The 26,548-nt window shown below is 48.7% G+C and carries 26 protein-coding genes and 1 pseudogene; 21 read left to right on the top strand and 6 right to left on the bottom strand.

The features are described from left to right. Positions 1 to 106: 106 nt before the first annotated feature. A complete protein-coding gene (locus DQX05_RS03245; protein WP_119790843.1) occupies positions 107 to 1,642 on the top strand; it encodes a flavocytochrome c in 1,536 nt (511 codons plus the stop codon). 343 nt (positions 1,643 to 1,985) lie between these two features. Here DQX05_RS03245 and DQX05_RS03240 read toward each other — a convergent pair whose 3' ends face one another. Continuing rightward, on the bottom strand, positions 1,986 to 2,735 hold the full coding sequence (locus DQX05_RS03240) for a helix-turn-helix transcriptional regulator (RefSeq protein WP_119790841.1): 750 nt from the start codon (positions 2,733 to 2,735) through the stop codon (positions 1,986 to 1,988). Positions 2,736 to 2,900: 165 nt separating this feature from the next. Here DQX05_RS03240 and DQX05_RS03235 point away from each other — a divergent pair, with 165 nt between their 5' ends. The 10 genes from DQX05_RS03235 (at position 2,901) to DQX05_RS03190 (ending at position 12,664) form a co-directional block, all read left to right on the top strand. Continuing rightward, the gene (locus DQX05_RS03235) at positions 2,901 to 4,016 is read left to right on the top strand and encodes a BMP family lipoprotein (RefSeq protein WP_119790839.1); all 1,116 of its coding nucleotides are present in this window, start codon (positions 2,901 to 2,903) and stop codon (positions 4,014 to 4,016) included. A gap of 78 nt (positions 4,017 to 4,094) precedes the next feature. Further along, positions 4,095 to 5,651 carry an ABC transporter ATP-binding protein gene (locus DQX05_RS03230; RefSeq protein WP_119790837.1) on the top strand — a complete coding sequence of 519 codons (1,557 nt, stop codon included), beginning with the start codon at positions 4,095 to 4,097 and terminating at the stop codon, positions 5,649 to 5,651. Beyond that, on the top strand, positions 5,644 to 6,693 hold the full coding sequence (locus tag DQX05_RS03225) for an ABC transporter permease (RefSeq protein ID WP_119790836.1): 1,050 nt from the start codon (positions 5,644 to 5,646) through the stop codon (positions 6,691 to 6,693). Before DQX05_RS03230 ends, DQX05_RS03225 begins: the two co-directional genes overlap by 8 nt. Then, complete coding sequence (locus DQX05_RS03220; RefSeq protein ID WP_119790834.1) at positions 6,686 to 7,639, top strand: ABC transporter permease; 954 nt, start codon at positions 6,686 to 6,688, stop codon at positions 7,637 to 7,639. The genes DQX05_RS03225 and DQX05_RS03220 overlap by 8 nt, the downstream gene beginning before the upstream one ends. Before the next feature lie 13 nt (positions 7,640 to 7,652). Further along, on the top strand, positions 7,653 to 8,666 hold the full coding sequence (gene add / locus DQX05_RS03215; RefSeq protein ID WP_182914606.1) for an adenosine deaminase: 1,014 nt from the start codon (positions 7,653 to 7,655) through the stop codon (positions 8,664 to 8,666). Between the two features lie 48 nt (positions 8,667 to 8,714). Next, a complete protein-coding gene (locus tag DQX05_RS03210; RefSeq protein WP_259391759.1) occupies positions 8,715 to 9,635 on the top strand; it encodes a nucleoside hydrolase in 921 nt (306 codons plus the stop codon). Next, positions 9,632 to 10,576 (top strand): ribokinase, encoded by a 945-nt coding sequence (gene rbsK / locus DQX05_RS03205; RefSeq protein WP_119790830.1) that lies wholly within the window; start codon positions 9,632 to 9,634, stop codon positions 10,574 to 10,576. The genes DQX05_RS03210 and rbsK overlap by 4 nt, the downstream gene beginning before the upstream one ends. Beyond that, on the top strand, positions 10,573 to 11,523 hold the full coding sequence (locus DQX05_RS03200) for a nucleoside hydrolase (protein ID WP_119790828.1): 951 nt from the start codon (positions 10,573 to 10,575) through the stop codon (positions 11,521 to 11,523). The genes rbsK and DQX05_RS03200 overlap by 4 nt, the downstream gene beginning before the upstream one ends. A gap of 175 nt (positions 11,524 to 11,698) precedes the next feature. Then, positions 11,699 to 11,914, top strand: a complete 216-nt coding sequence (locus tag DQX05_RS33015; protein WP_119790826.1) for an ATP-binding cassette domain-containing protein — start codon at positions 11,699 to 11,701, stop codon at positions 11,912 to 11,914. Positions 11,915 to 12,178: 264 nt separating this feature from the next. Continuing rightward, complete coding sequence (locus DQX05_RS03190; RefSeq protein ID WP_310735638.1) at positions 12,179 to 12,664, top strand: N-acetylmuramoyl-L-alanine amidase; 486 nt, start codon at positions 12,179 to 12,181, stop codon at positions 12,662 to 12,664. A 235-nt stretch (positions 12,665 to 12,899) separates the two neighbouring features. On the opposite strand, the gene DQX05_RS03185 is transcribed toward DQX05_RS03190, so the two are convergent. Next, the gene (locus DQX05_RS03185; RefSeq protein ID WP_119790824.1) at positions 12,900 to 13,352 is read right to left on the bottom strand and encodes a small-conductance mechanosensitive channel; all 453 of its coding nucleotides are present in this window, start codon (positions 13,350 to 13,352) and stop codon (positions 12,900 to 12,902) included. A gap of 300 nt (positions 13,353 to 13,652) precedes the next feature. On the opposite strand from DQX05_RS03185, the gene DQX05_RS03180 reads away from it, so the two are divergent. Then, positions 13,653 to 13,829: an S-layer homology domain-containing protein gene (locus DQX05_RS03180; protein ID WP_119790822.1), complete on the top strand. Its 177-nt coding sequence runs from the start codon at positions 13,653 to 13,655 to the stop codon at positions 13,827 to 13,829. Positions 13,830 to 14,308: 479 nt separating this feature from the next. Here the strand turns inward: DQX05_RS03180 and DQX05_RS03175 are convergent, their stop codons facing one another. Next, entirely contained in the window at positions 14,309 to 14,554 is a 246-nt protein-coding gene (locus tag DQX05_RS03175; protein ID WP_119791416.1) for a DNA-binding protein, read from the bottom strand. 5 nt (positions 14,555 to 14,559) lie between these two features. After that, positions 14,560 to 15,459 (bottom strand): HINT domain-containing protein, encoded by a 900-nt coding sequence (locus DQX05_RS31640; protein WP_259391758.1) that lies wholly within the window; start codon positions 15,457 to 15,459, stop codon positions 14,560 to 14,562. Positions 15,460 to 15,854: 395 nt separating this feature from the next. Here DQX05_RS31640 and DQX05_RS03160 point away from each other — a divergent pair, with 395 nt between their 5' ends. The 3 genes from DQX05_RS03160 to DQX05_RS03155 all read left to right on the top strand — a co-directional run bounded on the left by DQX05_RS03160 (position 15,855) and on the right by DQX05_RS03155 (position 16,911). Then, complete coding sequence (locus DQX05_RS03160; RefSeq protein WP_259391757.1) at positions 15,855 to 15,998, top strand: copper amine oxidase N-terminal domain-containing protein; 144 nt, start codon at positions 15,855 to 15,857, stop codon at positions 15,996 to 15,998. Positions 15,999 to 16,080: 82 nt separating this feature from the next. Next, the gene (locus DQX05_RS31350) at positions 16,081 to 16,212 is read left to right on the top strand and encodes a YjcZ family sporulation protein (RefSeq protein ID WP_220483152.1); all 132 of its coding nucleotides are present in this window, start codon (positions 16,081 to 16,083) and stop codon (positions 16,210 to 16,212) included. Positions 16,213 to 16,644: 432 nt separating this feature from the next. Further along, positions 16,645 to 16,911: a transposase gene (locus DQX05_RS03155; protein ID WP_119790820.1), complete on the top strand. Its 267-nt coding sequence runs from the start codon at positions 16,645 to 16,647 to the stop codon at positions 16,909 to 16,911. Between the two features lie 682 nt (positions 16,912 to 17,593). Here DQX05_RS03155 and DQX05_RS03145 read toward each other — a convergent pair. Further along, complete coding sequence (locus tag DQX05_RS03145; RefSeq protein ID WP_119790816.1) at positions 17,594 to 18,562, bottom strand: ETX/MTX2 family pore-forming toxin; 969 nt, start codon at positions 18,560 to 18,562, stop codon at positions 17,594 to 17,596. A 369-nt stretch (positions 18,563 to 18,931) separates the two neighbouring features. Here DQX05_RS03145 and DQX05_RS33010 point away from each other — a divergent pair. From DQX05_RS33010 to coaD, 5 genes and pseudogenes are all read left to right on the top strand, one after another. Beyond that, a pseudogene (locus DQX05_RS33010) lies at positions 18,932 to 19,088 on the top strand (transposase); the annotation flags it as partial. 534 nt (positions 19,089 to 19,622) lie between these two features. Beyond that, the gene (locus DQX05_RS03135; protein WP_182914605.1) at positions 19,623 to 21,488 is read left to right on the top strand and encodes a M60 family metallopeptidase; all 1,866 of its coding nucleotides are present in this window, start codon (positions 19,623 to 19,625) and stop codon (positions 21,486 to 21,488) included. 478 nt (positions 21,489 to 21,966) lie between these two features. Continuing rightward, positions 21,967 to 22,200 carry a hypothetical protein gene (locus DQX05_RS03130; RefSeq protein WP_119790812.1) on the top strand — a complete coding sequence of 78 codons (234 nt, stop codon included), beginning with the start codon at positions 21,967 to 21,969 and terminating at the stop codon, positions 22,198 to 22,200. 701 nt (positions 22,201 to 22,901) lie between these two features. Continuing rightward, positions 22,902 to 23,471 carry a 16S rRNA (guanine(966)-N(2))-methyltransferase RsmD gene (gene rsmD, locus DQX05_RS03120; protein ID WP_119791412.1) on the top strand — a complete coding sequence of 190 codons (570 nt, stop codon included), beginning with the start codon at positions 22,902 to 22,904 and terminating at the stop codon, positions 23,469 to 23,471. 91 nt (positions 23,472 to 23,562) lie between these two features. Further along, a complete protein-coding gene (coaD, locus tag DQX05_RS03115) occupies positions 23,563 to 24,072 on the top strand; it encodes a pantetheine-phosphate adenylyltransferase (RefSeq protein ID WP_119791410.1) in 510 nt (169 codons plus the stop codon). A gap of 25 nt (positions 24,073 to 24,097) precedes the next feature. On the opposite strand, the gene DQX05_RS03110 is transcribed toward coaD, so the two are convergent. Next, positions 24,098 to 25,345, bottom strand: a complete 1,248-nt coding sequence (locus DQX05_RS03110; RefSeq protein WP_119790810.1) for a nucleoside recognition domain-containing protein — start codon at positions 25,343 to 25,345, stop codon at positions 24,098 to 24,100. Between the two features lie 129 nt (positions 25,346 to 25,474). Here DQX05_RS03110 and DQX05_RS03105 point away from each other — a divergent pair, with 129 nt between their 5' ends. Then, positions 25,475 to 26,536 carry a YlbL family protein gene (locus DQX05_RS03105; RefSeq protein WP_119790808.1) on the top strand — a complete coding sequence of 354 codons (1,062 nt, stop codon included), beginning with the start codon at positions 25,475 to 25,477 and terminating at the stop codon, positions 26,534 to 26,536. Positions 26,537 to 26,548: the final 12 nt, after the last annotated feature.

The following is a 26,548-nucleotide window of genomic DNA, read 5'->3' as shown; positions in this document are numbered from 1 at the left end:
TGCCCTCTGACTTCACCATCCGCTCCCCCTTGTCTCCTCTCTTTTGGTGTACGCTCCATACGTTCATCCTAGTTACAGAATAGATTCAATAGTGGAGGATTACATTATGCCCAAAAAATTAAACATTGCCCTGATTCTCCTGCTCTCCATCCTGCTGATCATGTCAGGATGCGGCAACAAAGCCGCGAAACCGGAGCCGAATAAGGGCGCTGCACAAGAAGAAAAGGATAAAGGAAAAAAAGATGCTACGTCAGGTGCATCCATGGCGAATTATACTCCACTTGAGGAGCTGAAAGAGAGCTACGACATTGTGATCGTTGGCGCAGGCGGCGCAGGCATGAGTGCCGCACTTGAAGCCAAGGCAGCAGGCATGAACCCGGTCATTCTCGAGAAAATGCCGGTTGCAGGCGGCAATACAAGCAAATCGTCCTCGGGCATGAACGCTTCGGAAACGAAATTCCAAAAGGAGCAAGGCATTTCGGACAGTAATGATGTATTTTTCGAAGAGACATTAAAAGGCGGGCATAACACCAACAATAAGGACTTGCTTCGCTTTTTCGTCGACAATTCAGCCGGTGCCATCGATTGGCTGGATTCCATCGGCATCACATTGAACAATATCACGATCACGGGCGGCATGAGCGAGAAACGCACCCATCGTCCCAAAGACGGTTCGGCTGTTGGCTATTATCTAGTGACCGGCTTGCTGAAAAATGTACAAGAACAGGGCATTCCGATTTTTGTCAATGCCAATGTCAAAGAAATTACGAAACAAGACGGAAAAGCAAATGGGGTTAAAGTGGCCTTCAGTCAGCATGGCGAAAAAACAATCACGGCGAAATCCGTCGTCATCACGGCTGGCGGATTTGGCGCCAACATGGATATCATCGCCCAGGTTCGACCGGATCTGGAAGGCTATGTTACGACCAACCATGAAGGAAGCACCGGCGACGGCATTAAAATGATTGAAAAAATGGGAGGCACCCCGGTCGATATGGCTTATATCCAGGTTCACCCGACGGTGCAGCAGGAAAACTCCTACCTCATAGGTGAAGTAGTACGCGGAGAAGGCGCAATTCTCATAAACAACGAAGGCAAACGGTTCATCAATGAAATGGCTGCTCGTGACAGCGTAACTGCGGCGATCAATAAGCTGCCGCAGAAAAACGCTTTCCTTGTGTTCGATTCCGGCGTCAGATCGCGCGCCACAGCGGTTGAAGAGTATGTAAAAATGGGCTTTGTGAAGACAAAGGACACGATCGAGGCGCTGGCTGGTGATATCCGCGTACCGGCAGATCAATTGCAGAAGACGCTTGATACCTGGAACAGTGCGGTAAAAAATAAGAAAGACGCCGAGTTCGGCAGAAAGACGGGAATGGATCACGACCTGTCGGCTGCACCGTACTACGCGATCAGAATCGGACCAGGAATTCACTACACTATGGGCGGCGTGGAAATCAACACGAACACGGAAGTCTTGGACAACAACGGAAAACCTATACCAGGTCTTTTCGCCGCGGGCGAAGTTACCGGAGGTCTGCACGGCGAGAACCGAATCGGTGGTAATTCCGTCGCGGAAATCATCATTTTCGGCCGTCAAGCCGGCATCAAATCGTCTGAATACGTGAAAAGTGTAAAATAAACGGCCGAGCTCCCGCCCCAGGAGCAATTCGGTAAAAAATGACCTCACTTCCATGTTGGCGTGGAAGTTGAGGTCATTTTATTTCGAAACGGCATCCACACCTCGAGAGGCAGAACGAAGGAATGTAAGGGTAAAGACCCAGTGTTACATGGGAGGGTAACATCGGGGGAATGGAGTGGGTATCCAGAGTACGGTCATACTCTCCATCCATAAGTTGTGGGACGTGCGAAACCGTGATCGGGCAGCAACTGCTGTGGTTGACCCTCGTATTCCGCCTGCCCGTGATATCGTAAAATGTGACCCGTTCAGCAAGCCCTACGCAGACATCTCGAAATATGCCTCTTTAATGTTTCGACCGCTGCCGGAACGCTTTGGCCGTCTTTCCCGTTTCACGCTTAAACATGCTGCAAAATTGAGCTTCGCTGGAAAATCCCGACATCAGCGCAATCTTAGAGATTTGTTCGTTTGTTTCATACAGCATGAGCTTGGCATAGTCCAATCGTTTCTTGAAAATATACTGCAGCGGAGCAATGCCGTATGTCTCCTTGAAGAGATGGCGGAACCTGTCGTAGCTGTAGCCCGACATTTTGGCGAGCGATTCGATCGATATTTTTTGCCTGTAATGCTCGTCCAAATAATTTCGTACATATTGCAGCTGGTTTAATGATGATTCAGCGGATTTTTTCAACGCCGTCATTCGTTCGATCTGGATCACCAGCTCGCCGGTCATAAAGTTAAGCATCTCCGAGTAAGATGGCCTCTTGGCCGCAAACTCTTCGTTCATGCGCAGGATTAATTGCCGAATGAGGCCCTCGTTGTCTTCCAGCACGGCGTTGATATTTCGAAGCCCGTCGCTGTCGCTATGGAACCCGATGAACAACACATCTCCTTCGACATCGTGCCGTTCGTCGTGTATTGTGCCCGGCGAAATGACGGCAAATCGGTCATCGCTGAAACTGAACATTTTGGAACCGATTCGCGACTTGCCTGACCCGCCGAAATAATAAACCAATTCATAGCAATCGTGCTCATGCAGCGGAATATAGTAGTTCGTTTTTCGTTTGGAATAGAAAAGAAAGTCCATCCAGTTCATGACACACCTCCATCATAGCCGAATCCTATAATAATGTTGACCGAATTCAGATAAAATAATGCACAGTGTTTTGCTACGATTATATCACAGCAGTAGCCGAACCAAATATAACGCTCGGCTGTCGCTGAAGCATTCCAAATCCATGAAATGGGGGATCGGGTCAACATGAAAAAAGCGCTAAGCTTGATCTTTTTAACAATTCTCATCTTTGTAACCGCTTGCTCCAAAAATACGCCTGCCGACACCGCGGGATCAAATGCCGGATCGGAAAATAAAGGCGACGCATTCAAAGTCGTGCTGCTTATCCCGGGCACGCTGGGCGACAAATCGTTTTTCGACGCTGCCAACGCCGGGCTAAACAAAGTGAAACAAACGCTTGGGGCGGAAACGAAAGTGATCGAAATGGGTGTGGATCAGACGAAATGGGAACCGACATTCAATGACGTCGCCTCCAAGGATTGGGACGTGATCATTTCCGGAGGCTCGAACATTACGGAGCTGATGAACGCAACGGCGGATAAATATCCGGACAAGATGTTCATTAACTACGATACGGACATTAATGAAGTTGCATCGAACGTTTATGCCGTCTCGTATGCGACGAACGAAGTATCCTTCCTAGCCGGGGCGACGGCGGCGCTCGTTTCGACCTCCGATATGCCAAACGCGAATCCGGATAAAAAAATCGGCTTTCTCGGCGGCATGGATATTCCGGGCATCAACGCTTTCCTAATCGGCTACATCGAAGGTGCCCAATATGTCGAACCGGATATCAAAGTGGCGATTTCTTATGCCGGAGATTTTGCGAACCCGGGTAAGGGCAAGGAGCTTTCCTTGCTTCAATACAAGTCCGGCGTTGATGTCATCTTCACCGTGGCCGGTGGAACAGGACTTGGCGCGTTCGACGCCGTTAAGGAACAGAATAAATACGCGATCGGCGTAGACTCCGACCAATCGGCTATGCTGCAAGGCACCGACGATGAGAAGGCGAACCTGATTCTTACGTCTGCCATCAAAAAAATCGACGAAGTCATTTTCAACGCGGTCAGCCAAGCCAAAGAAGGCAAGCTGGAAACCGGAAGCCTGCAAGTCGTCGGCCTCCAGCAAGACGGAGTAGGTCTTGCCGAGAACAACGTCTACAACAGCGTTCTTCCGGAAGAGATCAGGACGACAATTGAAGAGCTCAAGACAAAGCTTGCCTCGGGCGAAATTAAAGTCAGCAATGCGATGGGGATGGACACGGCCAAGATCGAGGAAATTCGCCAGTCTGTCAAACCATAAGTCAGTTGCCAAAGGGGATTCAGCAGGCCGGGAATCCCCTTCATAGTGTTCCGGAATGCGGAAAGGAGATACTGCCCGATGAAGTCCACTACTTTATTGGAAATGCGTAACATTACGAAGGTATACCCGAACGGCGTCGTCGCGAATTCAAACGTGAACTTTGCGCTTGCCGAAGGGGAAATTCACGCAATCGTCGGCGAAAACGGCGCTGGCAAATCGACGCTCATGAAGATGATTTTTGGCATGGAAGAGCCGAGTGAAGGCGATATGCTGCTGGCCGGCCGCAAGGTGCGGTTTGCGTCGCCGCAGGATGCGATTGACAACGGCATCGGGATGGTGCATCAGCACTTCATGCTCGTTCCTTCTTTCACGGTGGTGCAAAATATCATCCTCGGCATGGAGCCGACCAGAGGTTTCAATATCAATTATAAGGAAGCCCTCCGTATGACGGAGGAGTTGTCCGCCAAGTACAATCTTGCGATCGATCCGCTTATGAAAGTCGAGGATTTGTCCGTCGGAATGAAGCAGAAGGTCGAAATTTTAAAGGTGCTCATACGCGGAGCCAAAATATTGATTTTGGACGAACCGACGGCGGTGCTGACGCCACAAGAAACTGAAGAGCTATTTCGTGAGCTGAAGACGCTGAAGCGTGAAGGGCATACGATCGTGTTTATTTCCCACAAGCTGAAGGAAGTCAAAGAAATTTGCGACCGGATTACAATCATGCGCAGCGGCAAGACGGAAGGCGTGTACGAGACAGTGCAGGTGTCGGAGCAGGAAATATCGAGGCTGATGGTCGGCAGAGACGTTGTGCTGAAATATGACAAAGGAAGCCGCAGGCCTGGCGCGGCGGTCCTTCGGGTGGACAATCTTTCCTATGTGAACGAGGATCGGAAGCCGCTTCTTCGCAATATTGGATTTACGATTCGCGAAGGCGAAATCCTCGGCATCGCGGGCGTTGAAGGCAACGGTCAGGCGGAGCTTGTCAAAGCGCTGACGGGCAGCCTGCCTGGGGTTCAAGGGACGGTCATGGTGGGTGCTGAAGTCATTCTCGGGCGTTCGATCAAGCAAATCCGTGATTTGGGCGTATCGTATATCCCGGAAGACCGGATGCGGCAAGGGGTGGCCAAAGACGCAAGCATTTCGGACAACCTGATCTCCATGTTTTACCGGATGAAGGAATGGAACAAAGGATTGTTTTTAAACAAGAAAAAAATCGGCAAGTTTTCCGAAGAGCAAATCGACCGCTACAAAGTACGCTGCAACGGCCCGGCGCAACAGATCGGCATGCTGTCCGGCGGCAATATGCAGAAGGTAGTCGTCGCGCGGGAGTGCGAGGCGGAACCGAAGCTGCTGATCGCCGAGCAGCCGACGAGGGGCGTCGATGTTGGAGCGGCGCAACTGATCCACCAAAGGCTGCTCCAAATGCGGGAGGAAGGATGTGCCATTTTGCTGTTGTCGGCAGATTTGAACGAAATCCTGGAAGTGAGTGACAGCCTGCTCGTCATGTATAACGGGCAATTCGTCGCGTATTACCCGGACGTCAAGCAAGTGACGGAAGAGGATCTAGGTTTCGCGATGTTAGGCCTAAATGTGCAGAGCGAGGCCGAAGTAAGGGGGGCTATACATGCTTAAAGCGGCACATTTTGAAAAAATTCGGACGGTAGCGGTCATCCTCATTGCGTTGTTCCTGACGTTCCTGATTATCGCGATTTTAAGCGAGGATCCGATCCAAACGATTTTGGTCTTTTTGCTCGAACCTGTATCTTCGATGTCGAATTTCGGCAATGTGATCGAAATGTCCATTCCGCTCATGTTCACTGGGTTATCCGTCGTGCTGTTGTTCCGGACGAATTTGTTCAATCTTGGAGCGGAAGGACTTTTTTATTTTGCCGGCATCGTGGCGTCGACGATCGCGATTCATTTCACCATGAGCCACTGGCTGCATCCGATCGTGGGGATCCTCGCTGGCGGGATTACGGGCGCTTTGTTGTCCGCCATTCCGGGTTACTTCAAGGCGAAATGGAATGTGAACGAGCTTGTTACTTCGTTAATGTTCAACAGCATCTTGTTCGGGGTCGGATTATACCTGCTCAATTACAAGCTGCGGGATCCGCAAGCGTTCAGCAACGCTTCGTACAAGCTGCAGCCGACCGCTCTGTTGGATCAAATCGTGCCGGGGACGCGTATTCATACGGGGCTGATCCTGGCGCTCTTGTGCATTTTTGCTGTTCATTATTATATGTACAAAACGAGATGGGGCTACGAACTTCGCATGACGGGTTCGAACCGCTCCTTCGCCGAATACTCCGGCATCAATACGACGAAGGTCATCATCATGGTGCACGTGATCGCGGGTTTCCTCGCGGGCATGGGCGGATCGGTCGAGGTGCTCGGCATGTACACCCGGTTCCAATGGACGTCCTTGCCGGGTTACGGGTTGGACGGCGCTCTGGTAGCTTTGCTTGCCAAAAACAATCCGCTGTCCGTCATCGGAGCATCTTTGTTCCTTGCCTACATTCGGGTCGGCGCCGATCTGATGGCGCGCATGACTGACGTGCCGTCGGAAATGATCTCGATCATTCAAGCGGTTATCATTTTGCTCATTTCTGCGGAGCAGTTCCTGAAATTTTGGAAAACCCGGATGTTGCTGAAGGAGGCGGGCATCCATGAGTAACTTTTTCGATATTTTGTTCTCGACGGAATTCGCTTTTTCTGTGTTTCGCGTCATGACGCCGATTTTGTTCGCCGCTCTGGGCGCCTTGATCTCGAACAAAGCGGGTATCGTCAACATCGGCCTGGAAGGGACGATGCTCGTTGCAGCTTTAACCGGCGTGATTGTGAGCGCTTATACGGGTAGCGCCTGGGTCGGATTGTTGATCGCCGTTATCGCAGGTGTCGGGGTTGCGGCTTTACTCGGTTTTTTTACGCTGAAATTCAAGACCCATATTATTCTCGGCGGTATCGCGGTCAATATGTTTGCGTCTGGCGGCACCGTGTTTATTTTGTATTTGGTCAGCGGGGATAAAGGGGCTTCAACTTCGCTCAAGAGCGCAGTGCTTCCTTCCTTGCACATTCCGCTCTTGCAGGACATTCCGGTGCTCGGGCCGATCCTGTCGGGACATAACGTGCTCACCTATGTATCGTTGGTTTGCGTTGCCGGGCTTTATTACTTGCTGGCGAAAACCCCGCTTGGTCTACAGATCCGATCCGTTGGTGAAAATCCGCATGCTGCCCAGTCGGTAGGCGTTCGGGTCAACCGGGTGCAGTTCGTATCCCTCTTGATCAGCGGATTTTTCGCGGCGCTCGGCGGCGCTTACATGTCGATGGGGTATTTGTCGCTCTTTACGCGCGACATGACCGCCGGCAGGGGCTGGATTGGCCTCGCGGCGGAAGCGGTCGGACGCAGTACGACGCTCGGCACCTTCTTGTCCTCCATGCTGTTCGGTGCGGCGGATGCGCTCGCCAATGCGCTTCAGGTATTGAAAATTCCGGCCGAACTGGTCGGCACGACACCTTATGTCACCACGGTCATCTGCTTGGTCGTGTATGCAATTACCGAAGCGAAAGTGAAGAAGCGGAAGCTCGCGAAAACCGATGCAAATCATGCGAGCAGACCATGATGGGGGCATGACGATGACAACGATATCGAAGATTCAACATCTGCCCAAGGTGGAGCTTCACTATCACCTTGACGGGGGATTGCGGTTGTCTACGGTCCGGGTTTTCGCTTCCGCAGCCGGCTTGCCCCTTCCCGACAGGGAGGAAGAGCTGACAGGGCTATTGCGCGTTACCGAGCATTGCGCCAGTCTAGCCGAATATTTGGAAAGGTTCCGGCTGCCTGCACAGCTGCTTCAGACCGCCGCGAATTTGAAGCGAGCCGCTTATGAAGCCGTTGAGGACGCTGCGAAGACGAACGTCAAATATATCGAAATCCGCTTCGCTCCGCTGCTGCATACAGGGCAAGGATTATCGCCGGAGGAAGCCGTGTCCGCCGTGCTGGACGGCATGAAGGCTGGAGAACAGGCCTCCGGTACGGTAGCCCGCCTCATTTTGATTTGTTTGCGCAATCATTCGATTGCATTGAACTGGCAGGTGCTGGAGCTGGTGCAAGCCTTTTTCGGCAAAGGGGTCGTAGGCATCGATTTGGCCGGGGACGAGGCCGGGTATCCGCCGACGCTTCATCAGCCCGTCTTCGAGGAGGCGTGCCGGCTCGGAATTCCGATTACGGTTCATGCGGGCGAAGCCGCGGGAGCGGATAGCATCCGGGGCGCCGTCCTCGGCCTGCATGCCCGCCGTATCGGGCATGGCGTCCGGCTGGAGCAGGACCTTAGCCTATTGCGATTTGTTAGAGAGCACAGGATTGCACTTGAGATGTGCTTAAGCAGCAATATTCAGACGAAGGCCGCATCGGCCTGGGAAACGCACCCGATCCGAAAATACTACGATGAAGGTATTGCCGTCACCGTCAACACGGACAACACAACCGTCTCGAATACGACGTTGAATCTAGAATACGAGCGGTTAATGTTCCATTACGGGTTTCGGTTGAATGAGCTGCAACGAATGAACCGTTACGCATTGGAAGCATCGTTCGCCGAAGCCGAAGTCAAATTGAAATTGATGCGGGAATACTTCGCTGAAGCTTAAACGGCGCAGACACCGCTTTACAGGATATTCTGGGAGAGGATGGACACCATGGAAACGATGAATCGTGTCATAATCGATACCGATATCGGAAGCGATATCGACGACGCTTTGGCGATCGCACTTGCTTTACGGTCTCCGGAGCTGAAATTGGAGGGCGTTACGACGGTGTACGGAGATTCGGACCTGCGCGCCAGAATGGTCAGTAAAATGCTTCGGCTGTGCGGCAGGACGGACGTGCCGGTTCTGGCCGGGTTAAACCCGTCACTGCTTGGCAATCGTCCCGTCTGGATGGCCGGCCACGAAGGCGACGGATTGATCGAGCCTGGCGAGGAACTTGCCTACGATACTCGCCATGCGGTTGATTTTATCATCAATACTGTCATGAGCAATCCCGGGGAAATTACGCTGATCCTGATCGGGCCACTGACGAATATCGCCGCAGCCCTGATCCGTGAGCCGCTGGTCGCAAATAACGTCAAAGAAATCGTGCTGATGGGCGGGGTAACCCGGCTAGGCGATAACGGAGCGGATTTGCGCGTGGTGGAGCATAACATCGCATGCGATCCGGAAGCCGCGTCCGTCGTATTCGGCAGCGGTGCGCCGATCATGATGGTCGGGCTGGACGTTACGCTTAAGGTGCGGATTACGGAGAAGGAAAGACAGGATCTGATTCGGTCGGGTGATCCCTTGAATCTGAAGCTTGCGGACATGATGGAGCGCTGGTTCGCTTATGTAAAGGAAGAGCATACGTTCATGCACGACCCGCTTACCGTATCGCTGCTCATCGACCGCAGTCTCGTGAAGACGAAAAAAATGAGCGTGCAGGTCGAATACGACCACAGGCCAAGGACGGGACAAACGATCGCATCGTTCGCCGATGACGCGAACGTGGACGTATGTCTGGATGTCGATTCCGACAGACTTGTCCAGCTACTTATGAACCGCCTGCTGAAGGAGAATGCGTCATGAGACCGGAACAAGGAAAAGTGGTTGTCGTCGGCAGTCTGAACATGGACATCGTGGTTCGATCTTCGCGGTTTCCGGCAAGCGGCGAAACGATGTTCGGGCAAGAGGTTCATTTTATTCCCGGAGGCAAAGGCGGCAATCAGGCGGTTGCGTGCGCCCGTCTCGGGCACAAAGCCGTCATGCTGGGCGCTGTGGGCGATGATGGCTTCGGCCAAAGCCTGCTCGAATCGCTGAAGGCGAACGGGGTGCGTACCGGACATATGAAGAAGACGAACGCTGCGGCGACCGGCATCGCCTCGATCACGCTCACACCGGCCGATAACACGATTCTTGTCGTCCCGGGCGCGAACGAAACATTGACTGCCGAAGACATCAACGCCTGGAGCAGCGTTATCTCAGAAGCGTCGATCCTGCTCGTGCAGCTTGAAATTCCGATGGAAGCCGTTGCGGCCGCCGTCGACATCGCCGACCGGCACGGCATTCCGGTCATTCTGAATCCTGCTCCGGCACGTAAAATTGCTGCGGACATTCTTCGCAAAGTCCGCTATATAACGCCAAACCAATCCGAGCTGCTAGAGCTCACGGGCATCGCTCTAAGCGATGAAGGCTTGGAGCGAGCGATAGATGCGCTGCTGGAACGCGGTCCCGAATTCGTCGTTGCGACGTTAGGCAGTAAGGGAGCCGCATGGAAGCAGCGGGGCGGACACCTGCAGCGTATTGACGCCCACCGTCTGGAGGTAACCGATACGACCGGCGCCGGCGATGCGTTCAACGCCGGATTGGCCTGTACATTGTCCAGAGGCGAGCTGATCGGGAACGGCGTCAGATTCGCTGTCGCTGTTTCGGCATTGGCGGTGACGAAGTTCGGCGCGCAGGATGGCATGCCGATGAAAGAAGAAGTAGAACGGTTTATGAGATCATTTAACGAGGGCGCTACAAGATGAAAAAAACGAAAATCATAATCGACGCTGATACCGGCATCGACGACGCGGTGGCGATCTTATACGGCTTAACATGTGGCAAAGCCGATATTGTCGGAATTACGACCGTCTTCGGCAACATTCCCGTCGAGCAGGCTACCGACAATACGCTCCGCATATTGAAGCTGGCCGGCCACGAGCACGTAATTCCCGTCAGCGAGGGCGCAGATCGACCGCTTGTGCGCGATGTGAAAAGATTTGCGACGAACGTGCATGGACATAACGGAATCGGCGACGTGGAGCTGCCGCCATCCTCACAACAAAAAGTCCCGGAATCGGCCGCAGATTTTATCGTCCGCACGGCAAGCGAGCTCGGCGGAGAACTGGTTATTGTCGCGTTAGGAGGACTGACCAATCTCGCGCATGCGTTAAAGAAAGATCCCGAACTCCCCTCCAAGATCAAACATCTTTATATTATGGGCGGAGCGGTTTCGGTGCCTGGTAACGTGACTCCCGTCTCCGAAGCCAACATGTGGGCAGATCCCGAAGCTGCGGACTACGTCATCCAATCGGGACTGCCGATTACGCTGGTCGGACTCGATGTCACGATGCGGACGCTGCTGCATCAATCGCAGCTCGATTGGTTGGAGCGGTCGTGCAGGCTGGAAAATCGCGAAATCGTCAGCTTCATCAATCGCTCGATGCAATATTTTTTCGATTACTACCGCGAGTCCAACGACTTTCACGCCTGCGCGCCGATGCACGATCCGCTCACGATGCTCGTTGCCGTCGAACCCGGGGTCGTGCGCACCCAAACGATGAACCTGTCGGTCGAATGCGAAGGTCAGCATTGCGCCGGCATGACGGTAGCCGACTTGCGCCGCAGGCCGGTCGTTGGCTCACCAGTTCGAGTATGCGTCGACGTGTTCGAGGAGCGGGCGGTTGAGCTGCTATTGGAAGTGTTTGTATAACCATATTGAACTGAACGTCAATGAAGGAGAGGCATGAGCTGCCTGTCCTTCTGTTGTCGAAATAGCCTGTCCGATACAGGAAAGGAGAGGTTGATGTGACCTTATAACAGGTTGAAGTGTTGGAGGCTCCCAAGCCGTTCAATGAAACGACGGCGCTTTTCCGGGTAACCGTCAAATTAGTAGCCCGGCGGATACATGCATCATTGGGCGGAACGGCTCAGGCAAAACGATTATTTTCAAATGTACTTGCGGGTTTATGCAGCTTAACGCGGGAAGCACCCGGATCGACGGACAACCGGTAAAACCTGCGGCTTCACAGAGTATCGGTCTGATTATCGAAGATCCCGGGTTTATCGGTTCGATCAGCGGCTGGCGAGATTCATTTTCTTGATAAATGAGACCTATCAAGGAACGAATATATTAATTTCTGGGGTATGATGGATGCCTAAGGTAAAGAACAATGAAGAGTCCATTCTATGCATTCTTGTTTGACTGTTGGAAAAAGGGTTTCGCTGACGAAGAATAGCTTCAGTCCTATGTGCCAAAGTACATTTCGGATGAAGAGTGTAAAGAAATCATAGAAACGAAGCAATAAGCGCCACGCCATAGAGCAGGCGCTATATTTATGCCCTCGGGATACCAGGGGGCTATTTGATTGCAAAGGGGGCATGGCAGTGGGCGAACAGACACGCATGTTAACGGTGAGCAGGGATGGCATGCTGGTGACGGCAACGGTCCCGGCAATACGACATCTACCGGCATTGAAGTCTGTATGTACCAGGGAATGGACGAGGCGAAGGCGTGGCAGCAAGCGGCGGAGCTGATCGTGCTGCTGTGCAAACGTCACGGACTTGCGGTCAGCTGTGTTGTGCCGCATCGCCATTGGAGCGGGAAGGCGTGTCCGTCCTGGATACTGCCACGATGGTCCGAGTTTGTGAAAATGATTGAGAAGGAGATGCAGGGAATGGAGCAGTCGAAGCAACAGGATTACGTAGGGCACTGGGCGGAGGCTTCGATCCGAAGAGTGATGGACGCGGGGATCATGGGCGGCCGTAACACGGGATTCGCGCCGAACGAGCCGATTACGCGGGCCGAAATTGCTATTATCGTGGATCGCATGTTAAAGCAGATGGGGAAATAAGGGCTGGGGCCGAGCCTGCTCCCTGTTGCACGACAAGAGCCGTGGGATCTTTCCTGCGGCTCGAGTTGGTGTTAAAAAGTAAGGGGGAGGCAAGGCCCCCATGGCTGTGAAACGGTATGAGTCAGTGGTGGACACTAAAGAAGATGATCCCTAACCAATAGCCAATATAGGAATCATCTTCTGAATGCGTAGTGTTTTTTACATGGAGTAATGAGTCCATGTCCTACGTTTATATTTAACCTATACCAAATTCAGCTACAATACGGTACTCCTTTACATCTGAATTTGGAGCGCTGACTTCGACTAAATAGTATCCGTCTTTATCAGCAGTTATTTCTATTTTATCATTTGAATAACCAATAATTGTTGAGCCATCAGCTAAAGTCTTACCACACGTTGCATCTATCCATAATTTTTGTCCTTTACGTAGCTTAACGTATTCAACTACTTTGGACTCACCCGGACTTAGCTTAGAGATAATAATTTCAGGCATTGGATATGAACCATCATAAATATATACGTCATTGCCCGGTTCCTTCGACTGATACATGATATTAATTGTGGGTTTGACTGATACTACCTCATTAACCGATACTTCCGAAGCAGAATCAACAACAGGAGATGCATAAACAGGTACACTTGCAAATATTGCAAGCACAGCGGTTAAAGAAAGAATGGTCTTTTTCATGAAACGTCACTCCTTTTGGTATAATTTAACTCTACTACACTATAATATTATAAAGATATGATTGTAAATAGTATTGTTAATAACTTACGAAAATGAAAGGTTCAATAATAATGTCCTTTTTTTCGGCTGCTATGCATGACAACCGTGTAGGCGGATATCCGCGGGCCAACACTCCCGATCCGCGGCACTTTGCCTATCTGCATGGCACGGCCAAGATGGTGGAAGCGTTGGGTGGTAAATGGGCGCGATCTCACATCATATGGACTCAAATTAGTGCAGTATTTAAAGGAGATACAAGCAATGGAGAAACCGAAGCAGCAGGATTGTGAAGGGCACTGGGCGGAGGCGTCGATCCGGCGCGTTATGGATGCGGGGATCATGAATGGCTGTAATACGGGATTCGCATCGAACGAAACGATCACGCGGGCCGAAATTGCTGTTATCGTAGATCGCATGTTGAAGTCTTCGGGTAAATAGATTATATTGAAAATGTATCGGTTAATCGGTACGGGTTGAACTGCTTCAAAGCGCTGTTCCCTAGTTGTATAAGGAAAGCCCATGAACCAGGCTGGGTATAAACCGATTCATGGGCCTAGGTGCTACGCTAGGTGTTACGCAAATTGTTGAAGCAGTTCAACCAGCTTAGGAATGGATTCACCTATAAATTGCAAAACAGCGATAAAAATAGACATATTAGTCACCTCCTTGATGTAATGAAAGAAACTGTAATGTTCCTTACACTAAATATATCGGTATGGAAACCCAGTTTTTGTAGGGGTTTTATTATGTAAAACAAAAAAATATGATTTTTTTGCATGATAGTAGTTCAACAAAGAATAACGTGCCGTGGGATCATTCCTGCGGCTCTTACTTAGCACGAAATGAGAGTGTGTATCCATTACTACAATAAAAAGAAACCTTGAAAGGCACGAAGCCAATCAAGGTTAAAGCAATTCTTAACTTTTGAACTTATTTATCCAATCCATAATATCTTGTTCTACATGTAAGTATTCGTCTGGCGAGTCTTTTATATCAACTCCTGAGGTGATTTTCAAAAGCTCCCAAACTTCTTCATCCGTTACAATGGGCTCATCTTGCATTACAATTTCGGAAGCCCAATCAGCTACTTCTTCCCTTGATAAACTGCCTTGTAAAATTGACAATAATTTACTAAGAACTTCTTCTTTTGTCGGTTGTTTCAAGTGAATCACCACTGTCCAATGTAGTTTCTATTATTATCGAATCGATAATGAACTTTATTACCACCAGTAAACTTAGTGTCGGGTCTAACCTGTCTTATATTACCAGACTGGTCTAAAGTCTCATGCCATGTTCTCTTATTATTTGTTTGCGGACTCCACTCTCTAACCAATCTTCTTCCTATCATTTCACCAAGTTTTTTAGCAGGCATTACTTCTCCATAGTACCTTATTCTTCCGTCAGGTAGCTCCCTTACTTGAGAGTTTCCGTATTTTTCTGTTTGTGTGAGGTGGGTTTTGTACTTTTCATATTGTGCTATATTTTGTGCACTGTTACCCGTCCCCTTAGGCGCCTGACTATAGCCTCCTCCTGAAGGCGCCCTCATCGGTATACTTCTTGCCCCGGCTCCACAATTATGAGTCCATATTTCTAACTCGGTTACGAAATAATTATGTACTCCTTCGACACGGAAGTTGTATACGGTTGTGCTGTTATTCTTAATCTCGATCCGGTCGATCGGATAGGGCTTGCCTTCTGGATTCTGAAGAAGATCTCCTACCTTTAGGAGCCTTGCCTCTACCCAACCTTGACCGGGCACCCAGAAGGGATGCTCTTCCGTTGTAGTTATCGTAATTCCTTTGACGGAAATGTGATATGTTACTTCTGCTTGTCTTTGGAACAATTCAACAACCGTATTATACCCTGTTTTTCCCGTTGTTTCATCTTTCGTCTGAACGACATCTCCAACGCGAATTTGTTCAATCGGCTTAAATCCCGCCTCGGTCTGCACCGGCGTGCCGGCAGAGAAACAATGTAAATTGCAATTAGCAATGGATTGAGCAGAAGCAAAAGGTATGCTTGTGAATGAAAGGATAAAAAATAACATCAAGGCAATAAACTTTTTCATGTTCGTCTCCTTCTCATAAAAAACTAAATTGGATGCATTCACGATCGGTTAAGGAATGCTGTCGTCCATACATTTCATGTTCATGCTTCGGTTGAGATTAAGCAATGTCTTTCCCCCTTATCTCGTCACACAGCTAAATTGTCTATATATGGTGCTGGATGACGTATATTCCTTGTCAAAAAATGACGTTTTTGAGTATACCAAAAAATGACGGATCGTGTCCTTGTTTTTGAAAATACTTTAAAGATTTGTAATAAACTCCGAAATGATGGGTTCGAAGTCAACGGTAATAAGAGTGGCGAGGGAAGCTTAAATGGACTGATCTCGCCCCGGTCCGGGTTGTAGGCGAAGCGCTTGGCTGCCGAGTAAATTGGAACCAGCAGACCAAAACGGCATTGCTCAATGGCGTGCCTGTACCGGGAGAGTTCATCGGCGGCAGCGAATACGCCCATGTTCGGGCGGTCGCAGAGGCGGAAGGGGCCCGGGCAACGTGGGACGGAAAAGTAAAGAAAGTTGTCCTGTCAACGGACAAAGCCTAATTTTCTCTTAATGGGTCCAAGCCAAGTCAAAACGCGGCTCATTTCATATCATATGAGTACCTAGAAGAGAGGAGGTTGGCTTATGAGCGGCGTTGTTGGAGGTGTTGGAGGCTTCTCATGTGGATCTTGTGGATTCGGAGGCTTTACTTCTACAGGTGTAATTCTGGTTTTGTTTATCTTGCTTGTAATTATTTCTCGTGCATTTATCTTCTAGTAAGATTATTGGCAAGACCTGCGTCTATACCCATGGAGCAGCTTCATTACATGCCCTGCCTCTTCAGCAGGGCTATTTTATTTGGAATAATGTATACAAATCCGGAGGAACCGGTGAAAAGGAGCTCTGCTGGCATTGTGCTGGTGGGGCTCCTTTTTTGTTCTTACCTACGCTATCCATATCTTAAATAATTATAATTGCATGAAATGGGTGGTATTTATAATGAAATACAGAATATAGATATTATCAATAAAGGAGGGTATATTTGTGTCAAAATTAATTAAATTCACTGGAATTCTTATGACTGCATCTAAGGTTAGCGGATGCTTCAACTAAAAGGGAAAGAACAAGAGCCGTTGGGGAAGTGATGTGCTCCCCTTAAAGTAGACAGGTGAAATAATAAAACCTTCTGCTTTAAGGGGAGTTTTTATCATGCGAAAAAAATGGAGTGTACAAGAAAAACTTGTAGTGTTACAGGCACTTAAAAGCGGCCAAGGGGGAATAGAGACTACCGCTAAAATGTACGGTATAGGAGCAACAACACACATCGAATGGCGAGATCGCTATGAACAATACGGATACAAAGGGTTAGAACATCTCGCTCACAACAGAAGTTATTCTACGGAACTCAAGCTCCAAGCCGTAAAAGATTATCTATCCGGGAAGTTCACGCAAAGTCGAGTTATTCATAAGTGTTGATATGATTTGCTTCTTCAAGAAAAACCACCTCATAAGATTATTTGTATAAGTCATATATACAGAGATAAGAGATGATTGTCTAAATAATTAATTCTAAAAAAATGAAATAATGTAAATTTATTGTGAAATATTTTCGCTTCAGGTTATTTCCATTGATAATCGAACATTCATTCGCATATACTGTGATCATTGGAGAACGAATGTTCGGGGTGATGGGAATGAGGTTGGATCAATGCAATGACAGCATTTCGCAACGACGAATTATCGTGCGCCGTGCCTGCGACGGCGTGCTGCACGCAACATGCCTGACAGCTGGGGAGTGGCGCCCGTTTAGGATCGAACGTATTTTGTCCTGGCAGCCGGTTAGGGGGGCGAACGGCGTGAGTTGAAAGCTTTTCAGGAAATGGTATCTGGGAAAGCTAGCGATTCATCGTTCCAGAATTCCGCGAGGCTCCGCGTGAAGGACTGGAGAGAGGATTACAACGGGCAGAGAAGCCGGCAGCAGCGAAGCCGAAGGATGAATCCCTGTGCCAGTGTATGGCCGGAATGAAGGGGAAATGGATTGACGGCGTATACACATCTGTGCGCTGCGAGAAGCCTGTGCAAAAACCAGACTGTCGACAGGATTCGTCGACAGTCTGGGGGACAGTCTTTATTGCTATGGACCTAGTTTATACTCATCTCATTCTAAATCTATGAATTTTTGGGATACTACTTTCATTTCACTATCAATTTCTGCTGATCGAGGTTGGATACCACTCTTATTTGTAATATCGTAAACGGTTACGCGCAACTTACTTCCGAAAATTCCGTTTACCTTTGCCTTCCCGGTTAATAGAAGATTTTTACTCGAATCAAATTTCACCCCACCTACTTGACTTTGTTGACTATTCGATAATTTTTTCCACATATCAGCTGTTGCATAAGTAACCGATGGATATTGATTTCGGCGTGGAAATCCTGCACCAGAATAAGTTGCTAACATGTTAAGTGTTGATTTCACATTTTTCCCAGTTGCAGAAAAGTCTAAATCTCCACTAAATGATTTTTTTGCCATATCCACTTTAACCAAGTATTTCTTACCAGCTGGCACTTTAATATCTTGTGGTGGAACAGTTAAAGTTTTAGTATCTATAACTGTATTTGTCGTACTGGTTGCAGAGTTGAATTCTGCGGTAATATCAATGCCACCTGTTAATAAAACAGGTAATTTAAAAATCGTGCTTTTTCCTCCTACTTTAAATCCTTCAGAAACAGTCGTACTAGCGGAGTTTGTAACTGCATGAGAATAAGATACTGTTTTGAAATTTCCCTCTGTAGGATTATGCGTATTGTCGAATTCATTTTCACCAACATATTCTGGAGTTAAATCACTATACGTAATATTTTTTAAGGGACTTGTTTTTAAGTCTAAGTCCATAACTGTTTTTTTACTATCCAATCTAATATAACGATACACACCACCAGGCATATACTTCCAATCAAACTCATTTTTATAATAAAAATCAGAAATTTTGTTCATTTGCGTATCCACGTCTGTGATGTTTGCAGCAGCCATGGCATTACTTCCAAAAAACATGTTACCTGATAAACCCAGCACGATCCCCAGAGTCATTAGAGAAAGCTTTTTTTGTTTGAATCGAATTTTCATAATTTTCACTCCCTAAGTACTAGTTTGCGCGCGCATTTATATTATATTTATGAAGGCGCTTTCTGTCAGGGGGATATTGTAAAATATGCTCTTTTGGTCACAGAATATAACGATAAGCATTAAGCATTTTTTAAAGATATTTTACATTTCGTAGCTTTATATAAAAGCCATTTTTTTGACGTGGCCAACAGCTGTACATATGTCGTCAGCCAAGCGCTAGGCGAGAAGGTCGAATGGACAACAAGTGGAAAACCGTCACCGTGAAGACTACAGCCGGTAAGAAAATCGATCTGCCTCGGGGGCAAAAGGTTGCAAACATTAATGGTGTGAAGCAATCGCAAGCGATGCACCGGCTATGGAGGTCAGCAAGAGCAAGTTTTTGCTGATTTAATGGAGAAGTATGGTATGCGGTTGACGACCTTACGAGGACTAAAAAAAGGGTCACCACGCAAGCGATGCTTGTTTTTGCAGCCATGAACCTCAAAAAATGGCGACCTGGCTCTGGAAGCCCGGTGCCCATCTATAATTTCAATTTCGTATTTGAAATATGACAAAAAACATAAAAAACTTCCGCGGCTGCAGTATTTCGCGGGAGTTTGTCTTCAATCTGGGCCCTGCTCCGGTGGTCCAATTAGTTCAGTTTGAATTCCTTCGATATAACAGTCTTCTTCATCTACTATTACTTTGACTCTTCGCTTTCGGAAGGACAGTTTTAGATGTGATAATTATTATCGTTATATCCAGTTTTCAATCTGTAACTTTTTCACAACTTTTTTTTATAAGGAATTAATATACAATTATATTATACTTTTTTTCACAAGTTACTTCTTCTAAACTTATTTTTCTTTTTTTACTTTGAAAGGATGGTGAAGTGAGTATCCTACATTTTTCCTGCATGGAATTTGAGTCTACAGGTAATGAAAGGCAGCATTTTTTTGAGGAGTTTTCTGAAGTCTATTGGTTGTCCTAACAGGGGAAAAAAGCAACAAAGAGATCCAAGTATTGCCGACCTGATTTCATGAAACATATTCATGTTTTTAACAAATGGAGGGGAATGTCTGTGAAGAAAACAACGAATATACTTTTGCCGCTCGCTTTATCCGCTCTAATGGTCGGGAGCACAGTTGCAACGGTTCCAGCTTATGCTCAAATTGAAGCCAAGGAAAGTCAAACGGTGGCTCCACAACAAGAGATATCAATGAAGCTGGAGCAAACAGGCTCGATTTACGACGTCCGTAAACGGCTTAAAGTAAAAATTGGACCGAGTAATCGACAACCGACGGGCATCTACAAAAACATGAATGATGTGATTGAAATTTATGTGGACCCAAGCACGGATCAATCCGTTATGCCACAGTATATAATATCGCCGATCGTCCTAACCAATTATTCCGAAGGAAATAAACCCGGAATTACCCTTCGAAAAGGAAGAAATGTCATCACGGATGGGACCGGCATTATTCATTTAATAAACGAATCAGAACCAACACAGAACCCGGTAACTGTAACGATTTCAGGAGGACAAGAATTGCCGAGTTTTATTTTGGGCAAGCATACAGATGACGACTGGGAAATGATAAAGCGCTCTCATCCTAATGCTCCTGGATTCGAACTGGTTAGTAAACACGTGATTATAACAGGCGGAAGCAAGAGTATATCACTCGTACAATCACCAAATGAACTTATGCGGGCGCATGATAAAGCCATTGAAGAACAGTATCGCGTGGCGGGATTGGACAGTTCGAATGTCATTCATCAGCCTGCGCCAATGAAACATCATATGCGTGAAACAAGCGAATCTGGTTACTGGATGTATGCTTTTTTCAATCATACGGCGTATGCCAGCGATGCAATGGACAGAATTCTTAATTCAGATACCTTTCAAAGAAATGGCTGGGGACCTTGGCACGAGGTCGGTCATACGAATCAGATGGATGTGATGGATTGGTCCGGTTTAGGAGAGGTAACAAATAACATCTATTCCCTGTCAGTTCAGCGTTATTTTGGGAACAATAGCCGGCTTGAAGAAGATCAGATCTATGACAAAGTGTTTGATTATTTAGGGCAAGAAAACAATGACTTTAACAAGATTGATGATGTATTCGTTAAACTTGCTATGTTTTGGCAATTAGATTTAGCCTATGGTAACAATTTCTATCCCTCTTTGCATAAAGCGTATCGGGAATTAACCGATCAACCTGGATCTGATGCCGTGAAACAACAACGGTTTATTCGACTCGCATCCCAAACGGCCAATAGAAATTTAACACCATTCTTTGAAAAATGGGGGTTAATGGTGACCGAAGAAACGAAACAGCTACTAGCCTCCTTACCGGACTTGGATAAGAAAATTTGGGAATATAGGGATAATATGGATGACGTTGCTCTGGCCCCTCCAACAGGGCTACAAGCAACAGATATCCAGTCCAATCGTGTGACTTTCCAGTGGAATCCTTCTGAAGGCGATATAATAGGGTACGATATCTATCGCAATGGCTCTTGGAGAGCACGGGTTTTTTCGACTGAATTCACAGATACAAATGTAGAAGCCGATACGGAATATCGATATACGGTTAAATCGATTGATGTAAAAGGAAACGAGTCCGAAGATAGTAATGAAATCGTGGTAAAAACAAAGCAAGAGAGTTCGTCCAGTTACGAACAGTGGAATAGGGATAAGATATATAATAAAGGAGACAGAGTTCAGTACGAAGGATTCGATTACGAAGCCAAGTACTGGACCCAAGGAAATACTCCTGGAAGTTCCGATAATTGGAAATTACTTTCGGAAGTTATCCTGCCATGGAATAGCAATAAATCCTATGAGGGCGGAGATAAGGTTACTTATAACGGTGTAGTCTACATGGCTAAATGGTGGACAAAAGGGGAGATTCCGGATAAATCTTCGGTGTGGGAACAACAGTGAGGGGAGTCAGAGCCTGCTTGTTCATCCCCTGGAATAATTAAATTCTTTTGTCGTTTAACAAGCTTGCCTAATAATCATTTGATTTTGCAAATGAACATGAGAGGTAACTCTTTGACGATACGCCACTACTGAAAGAGCACTCGGAACCTGAGTGCTCTTTTCTATTGGTTAATCCCATACTGGACTGACTAACACCTCCAGACTTTTCCGAGACTTTACATGTTCAAGCTTCAACTCCGCCAAGATTATTTTCAAATTTTTCGGTTCTGCTTTGATTCGTTCCCATTGAAATTTGCTAGTGAAGCTTTTAAAGGCCGTTCCAGCTTTATAACCCATGAAGAGGCCGCCATTAATAACGCAAAAAATCGAAGTACCAGATCCATAGACAGTCACCCTAATTAATTTTTGTAAATGGTTAAATTCTACACTATGTAGCAGCGACCGAATCATCGTGCATACCACTAGAAGGGAATATTTTATGATTGGTACGCTTAGATACTGGGTGAATGCTTTAAACGCCAGCGGGCATATTTATGAAGTTGTTGATCGTAACGTTGTTGTTAACGTAAAAAACGTAACCTATATTGATGTAATAACTAGACATGCGCTTTTTTACGCGGCGGGTGTTAAACCTAAGAAATGCACGATGTCACATTATTTGTGCGAGGCATTTGTAAATAAACATCCTGGTATCCCTAAAAACATAATTTAACCGCGAAGTTATTACGAATTATGTCCAATAATACATGAACATATGGGAAAATCCGAAGGATGGACTTGAGTGTACAGGCGTGCAAAAATTTAGTACAAAATAGGTAAAGTGACGGCCGCTGCTAGGACACATACTTTACGACAACGCCACGAAGAACGTAAAAAATTTAATGAACTCTTCAATATTATCCATCATGAAGAAAGTATCATTGATCCACTTCTTAGGGAAGCCATACTAGAACTTGAAATTATAATGGATGATTTATTTCATGACGAAAGCTAAGGGATGTTTTTTTGGCTCACATTCGGTCCCCAATTGGTCCCCAATAAATAAGAAAATGAATTATTCCAGATATAAGAATCCTTTATAACCCCGTATTTACAGGGGTTTAATACAAAAATAAATTGGGCGCCCCTTGCGGGACGCCCTCATGGGAGAGGAGAAACCGGACGAAGAGCTTATGGGGAAACGTAAGTCTTCTCCGCGGTTGTCTACGACATTCAATGATGTCGATACTTTAAGGATTGCCAGCCGGGAGAAATATATACATACTCCGGATAACTTTTTTTCATTTTGCACGAAGTCGGCGGCGCATTGCGGATTTCATTTTTCAAAATTGGGAAATGTATGTTACGATTAACGTCGAATATGCGGCATGATCGCTGCATGGAAGCTGGCGGAAAGAAGAGAAGGTGAGACAACTGAGAGTGATATCGGGAACGGCCAGAGGCCGTGCGTTGAAGCCTGTGCCTGGCATGGGGACTAGGCCGACGACGGATAAAGTGAAGGAAGCGCTGTTCAGCATGATTGGTCCTTATTTCGAGGGGGGCCGTGCGCTCGATCTGTTCGCCGGAACGGGCGGCTTGGGAATTGAAGCCTTGAGCCGGGGAGCGGAATGGGCGGTATTCATCGATAAGGATGCGAGAGCGGTCGAGGTGGTGCGCGGCAACCTGACGACCACGGGGTTGGCTGACAAGGCCGAAGTGTACCGCAACGATGCGAGGCGGGCGCTCAAGGTGCTGGTCAAGCGGAATCTTTCCTTTCATTATGTATTTCTTGATCCTCCGTACCGGTTGAAGGATGCGGACGAGCTGCTGATGGAGATGTGGGATAACGGCTTGCTAAGCGATGACGCCATCGTTGTCGTCGAGCATGACGCATCCCATGTGTATTCCGAGCGCATTGGTCCGCTCTCGATCTGGAAGAAGGCGGATTACGGGGATATCGCGGTATCGATATACCTCGTGGATACCGAAGCTTCCGGAGAATAAGGAAGCGCTTCTGTTGCAATCGAACAGAACAAAGAGGCGCCCGCCTATGTGCCAATAGGTGCGATGCGCCTTCTAAGGAGGCTTACGAATGATGACAGACAACTACGAGCATGCATGCCGGCCCCGGACTGCCGTATATCCGGGCAGCTTCGATCCGGTGACGCTCGGACACCTGGACATAATCGAGCGGGCGGCGAGGCAATTCGACAGGCTGATTGTCGCTGTGCTGAACAATTCGAGCAAGAAGCCGCTCTTCTCCATTGAAGAACGGCTTGAGCTGCTGCGCACGGTGACGAAGCGGTGGCCCAATGTAGAGGTGGACAGCTTCAGCGATCTGACCGTCAATTATATGGACGCGAAGAACGGCGATGTGATTGTCCGCGGCATTCGGTCGGTCACGGATTTTGAATACGAGCTGCAGCTGGCTTCAACGAACCAGAAGCTGAACCCTCGGGTAGAGACGATCTTCATGATGACGAATCCGAAGTATTCCTACCTCAGCTCCAGCATCGTGAAGGAGATCGCCCATTATGGCGGCGATATTAGCGAGCTGGTGGCCCCGGAGGTCGAGACGGCGCTGCGGAATAGATATAAGCATTGAACGCGGCTCCGATCTGCTCCGTCGATCAGGTGCGTTGCCATCGTCCGATAAAGAACGACACGGCCATGCCAATGAGCAGGAAGATACATAGAATCGGAACAAGCGTCAACGATTGCAGCCATCCTGGCGCAGAAGCCAGTTCGGCAAGGCGCTGAATCCAGGAGGAAGGAGCTTCCCCGAGCCCGTTCCCGGCATCCAGCAACCGGAATGCTTCTTGCTCCGGCGGCGCAATCCGCAAGAGGTTGTGAAGCGGATGCCACAGGATGAACGTGAGCAGGAAGGCAGACGCGGCATGGAGAATCCTCATCAGGAAAAAGCGGCTGTACCGCAAGTCGGTTCCTCGGGTCAAGCTATGGACCTGAAGATGGGCGCTGATTCCGCTCCATGCGATGACGGCGCCGATAAGGGCGGTCTGGAAGAGAGCAGAACGGAAGGCGGCCGAGCCGAGCGAATGCGTGCCAAGGTTCACCTCGAACAGGCCGTTCAGCAAATATACGCCGAATTGCTGGGGGACAGCAAGCCGCAGCACCTGGACAATGACAGAGAACATCATGATAAATCCGCCGATCATCATCAACGTTTGGACGGAAGAAGTGACGGAATCGCCGAGCAGCCGGCCGAACGCGCGTCCGTCCCGGCGGTGGGCCTGCTCCATCGCCTGCAGCATCCGCTTCCATAGCGGCTTGGAAGCAACGGGGGCCGTTCGCCGCCTGTGGAGGCGATCCGCAGCGGGATGAAAAGCTCCCGCCCAACGCACAATAAACATCATAAAAAGGGAAGAAACCCAGTGCACAACCGCAATAATAAGCCCCAATTCGGCCTGCTGCAGGAAGCCGACTCCGACGACGGCGATCATGAAAATAGGACTGGCGGCATGAGTCAGCCCGAGCAGCCGCTCCGCTTCAAGGCGGGACAATTCATTGTCTTTCCGCAAGTGGACGACGGCTTCGGCGCCTGCAGGATATCCTGCTGTCCAACCGACGGACCAGGCCCAGCCGCCGATCCCGGGAAGCCGGAACAGCGCCCGCATGAACGGATCCAGCAGCACGCCGATGCCATGCACCCAGCCGTAGGCCTTCAACATTTCGGACAGAATGAGGAACGGCAGCAGGGCCGGGAATATAATGGTCCACCAGACCTTGAGCCCTTGCAAAGAGGCTTGAAAGGATTTATCCGGATAAGCGATGATGCATAGCACCAATAGTACCGCAGAGCCCCCCATGATGAGCGTGGACAGCCGCTGGGAAGCAGGCGATGTGCGGAACGAGAACATGGCGGTCACCCCTTTGGCCGTAAATGAAGAAGCAAGGCTTCAAGCCCATTACGATCTCATGTGTACGTAACAGGGACGGGCTTTAGACCAAATATCGCCGGCGATCCGAGGGCATAGGGAGGTAGGAGAATGGAAAATGAGTTCAGATCGTACGGGCGGCAGCCGAGTTCTCCCCGCTTCCGTGGATGGAAGTGGATCTTCGCTGCGATCGTGCTGTTCTATGTCGTTGTGTATATGCCGACGCCGTATGTGATTTATACGCCAGGTAGCGCTGAAGAGGTGAAGCCGTTCCTCAATGTGGAAGGCGGCAACGAGACGGAGGAGGGCACGTTCCTTCTGACCACGGTAAGAAGAACGTATGCCAACCTAGCGCTGATTGCGTGGCGGGCCTTCGATCCGAACGCCGAATTCGGCAAGAAGGAAGAAGCGCTTCAAGGGAGAACCGAGCAGGAATATATCAATGAACAGCTGTTCAACATGAGCAATTCGCAGATGGTCGCGATATTGGCGGCGTATAATCAGGTAGGCATTCCGTACAAGATCGAATCCGAGGGCATATATGTTCTCTTTAACAATAAGCAACTGGCTGATAATGAATTCATTACGAATGATCGGATTATGGAAGTGGAAGGCCAGAAGGTGAATGGCTTCGATGATTTGCAGGCCGCTTTGAAGGGGCGGACAGCCGGGGAGACGATTCAGGCTGTCGTTGAGCGGGAGAGCAAGCTGGTGCAGGTCAAGGCGAAGCTTGTCGAACTCCCGGATCAGACTGGCAGCGGCAAGCAGCGGATTGGCTTCGGTCTTGCTTACGGGGAGAAAAAGAAGGTTGTGCCTGAGGATAACAAGCATAGCGTAACCTTCCACGAATCCGATATCGGCGGGCCTTCGGCCGGCTTGATGTTCACGCTGGAGCTGATCAACCGCTTGACTCCGGGGGATCTGACGAAGGGCTACCGGATCGCCGGCACCGGCACAATCGATCCTTCGGGGAAGGTCGGACCGATCGGCGGCGTGAAGCATAAGGTCGTGGCTGCCGACAGGGAAGGGGCGGTCTTGTTCCTGGTGCCTTCCGGCAACTATGAGGAAGCAAAGACGAAGATGGACAAGATGAACACGAAGATGAAGCTGGTGCAGGTCGAGACGCTGCAGGATGCGCTGGAGGCGGTGAAGCAGCTCCAGCCAGCTTCGTAACATGATACGGGC

The sequence above is a fragment of the Paenibacillus thiaminolyticus genome (assembly GCF_003591545.1).
In the GTDB taxonomy this organism is placed as follows: domain Bacteria; phylum Bacillota; class Bacilli; order Paenibacillales; family Paenibacillaceae; genus Paenibacillus_B; species Paenibacillus_B thiaminolyticus_A.
This window is presented reverse-complemented; position numbering and strand designations above follow the sequence as displayed.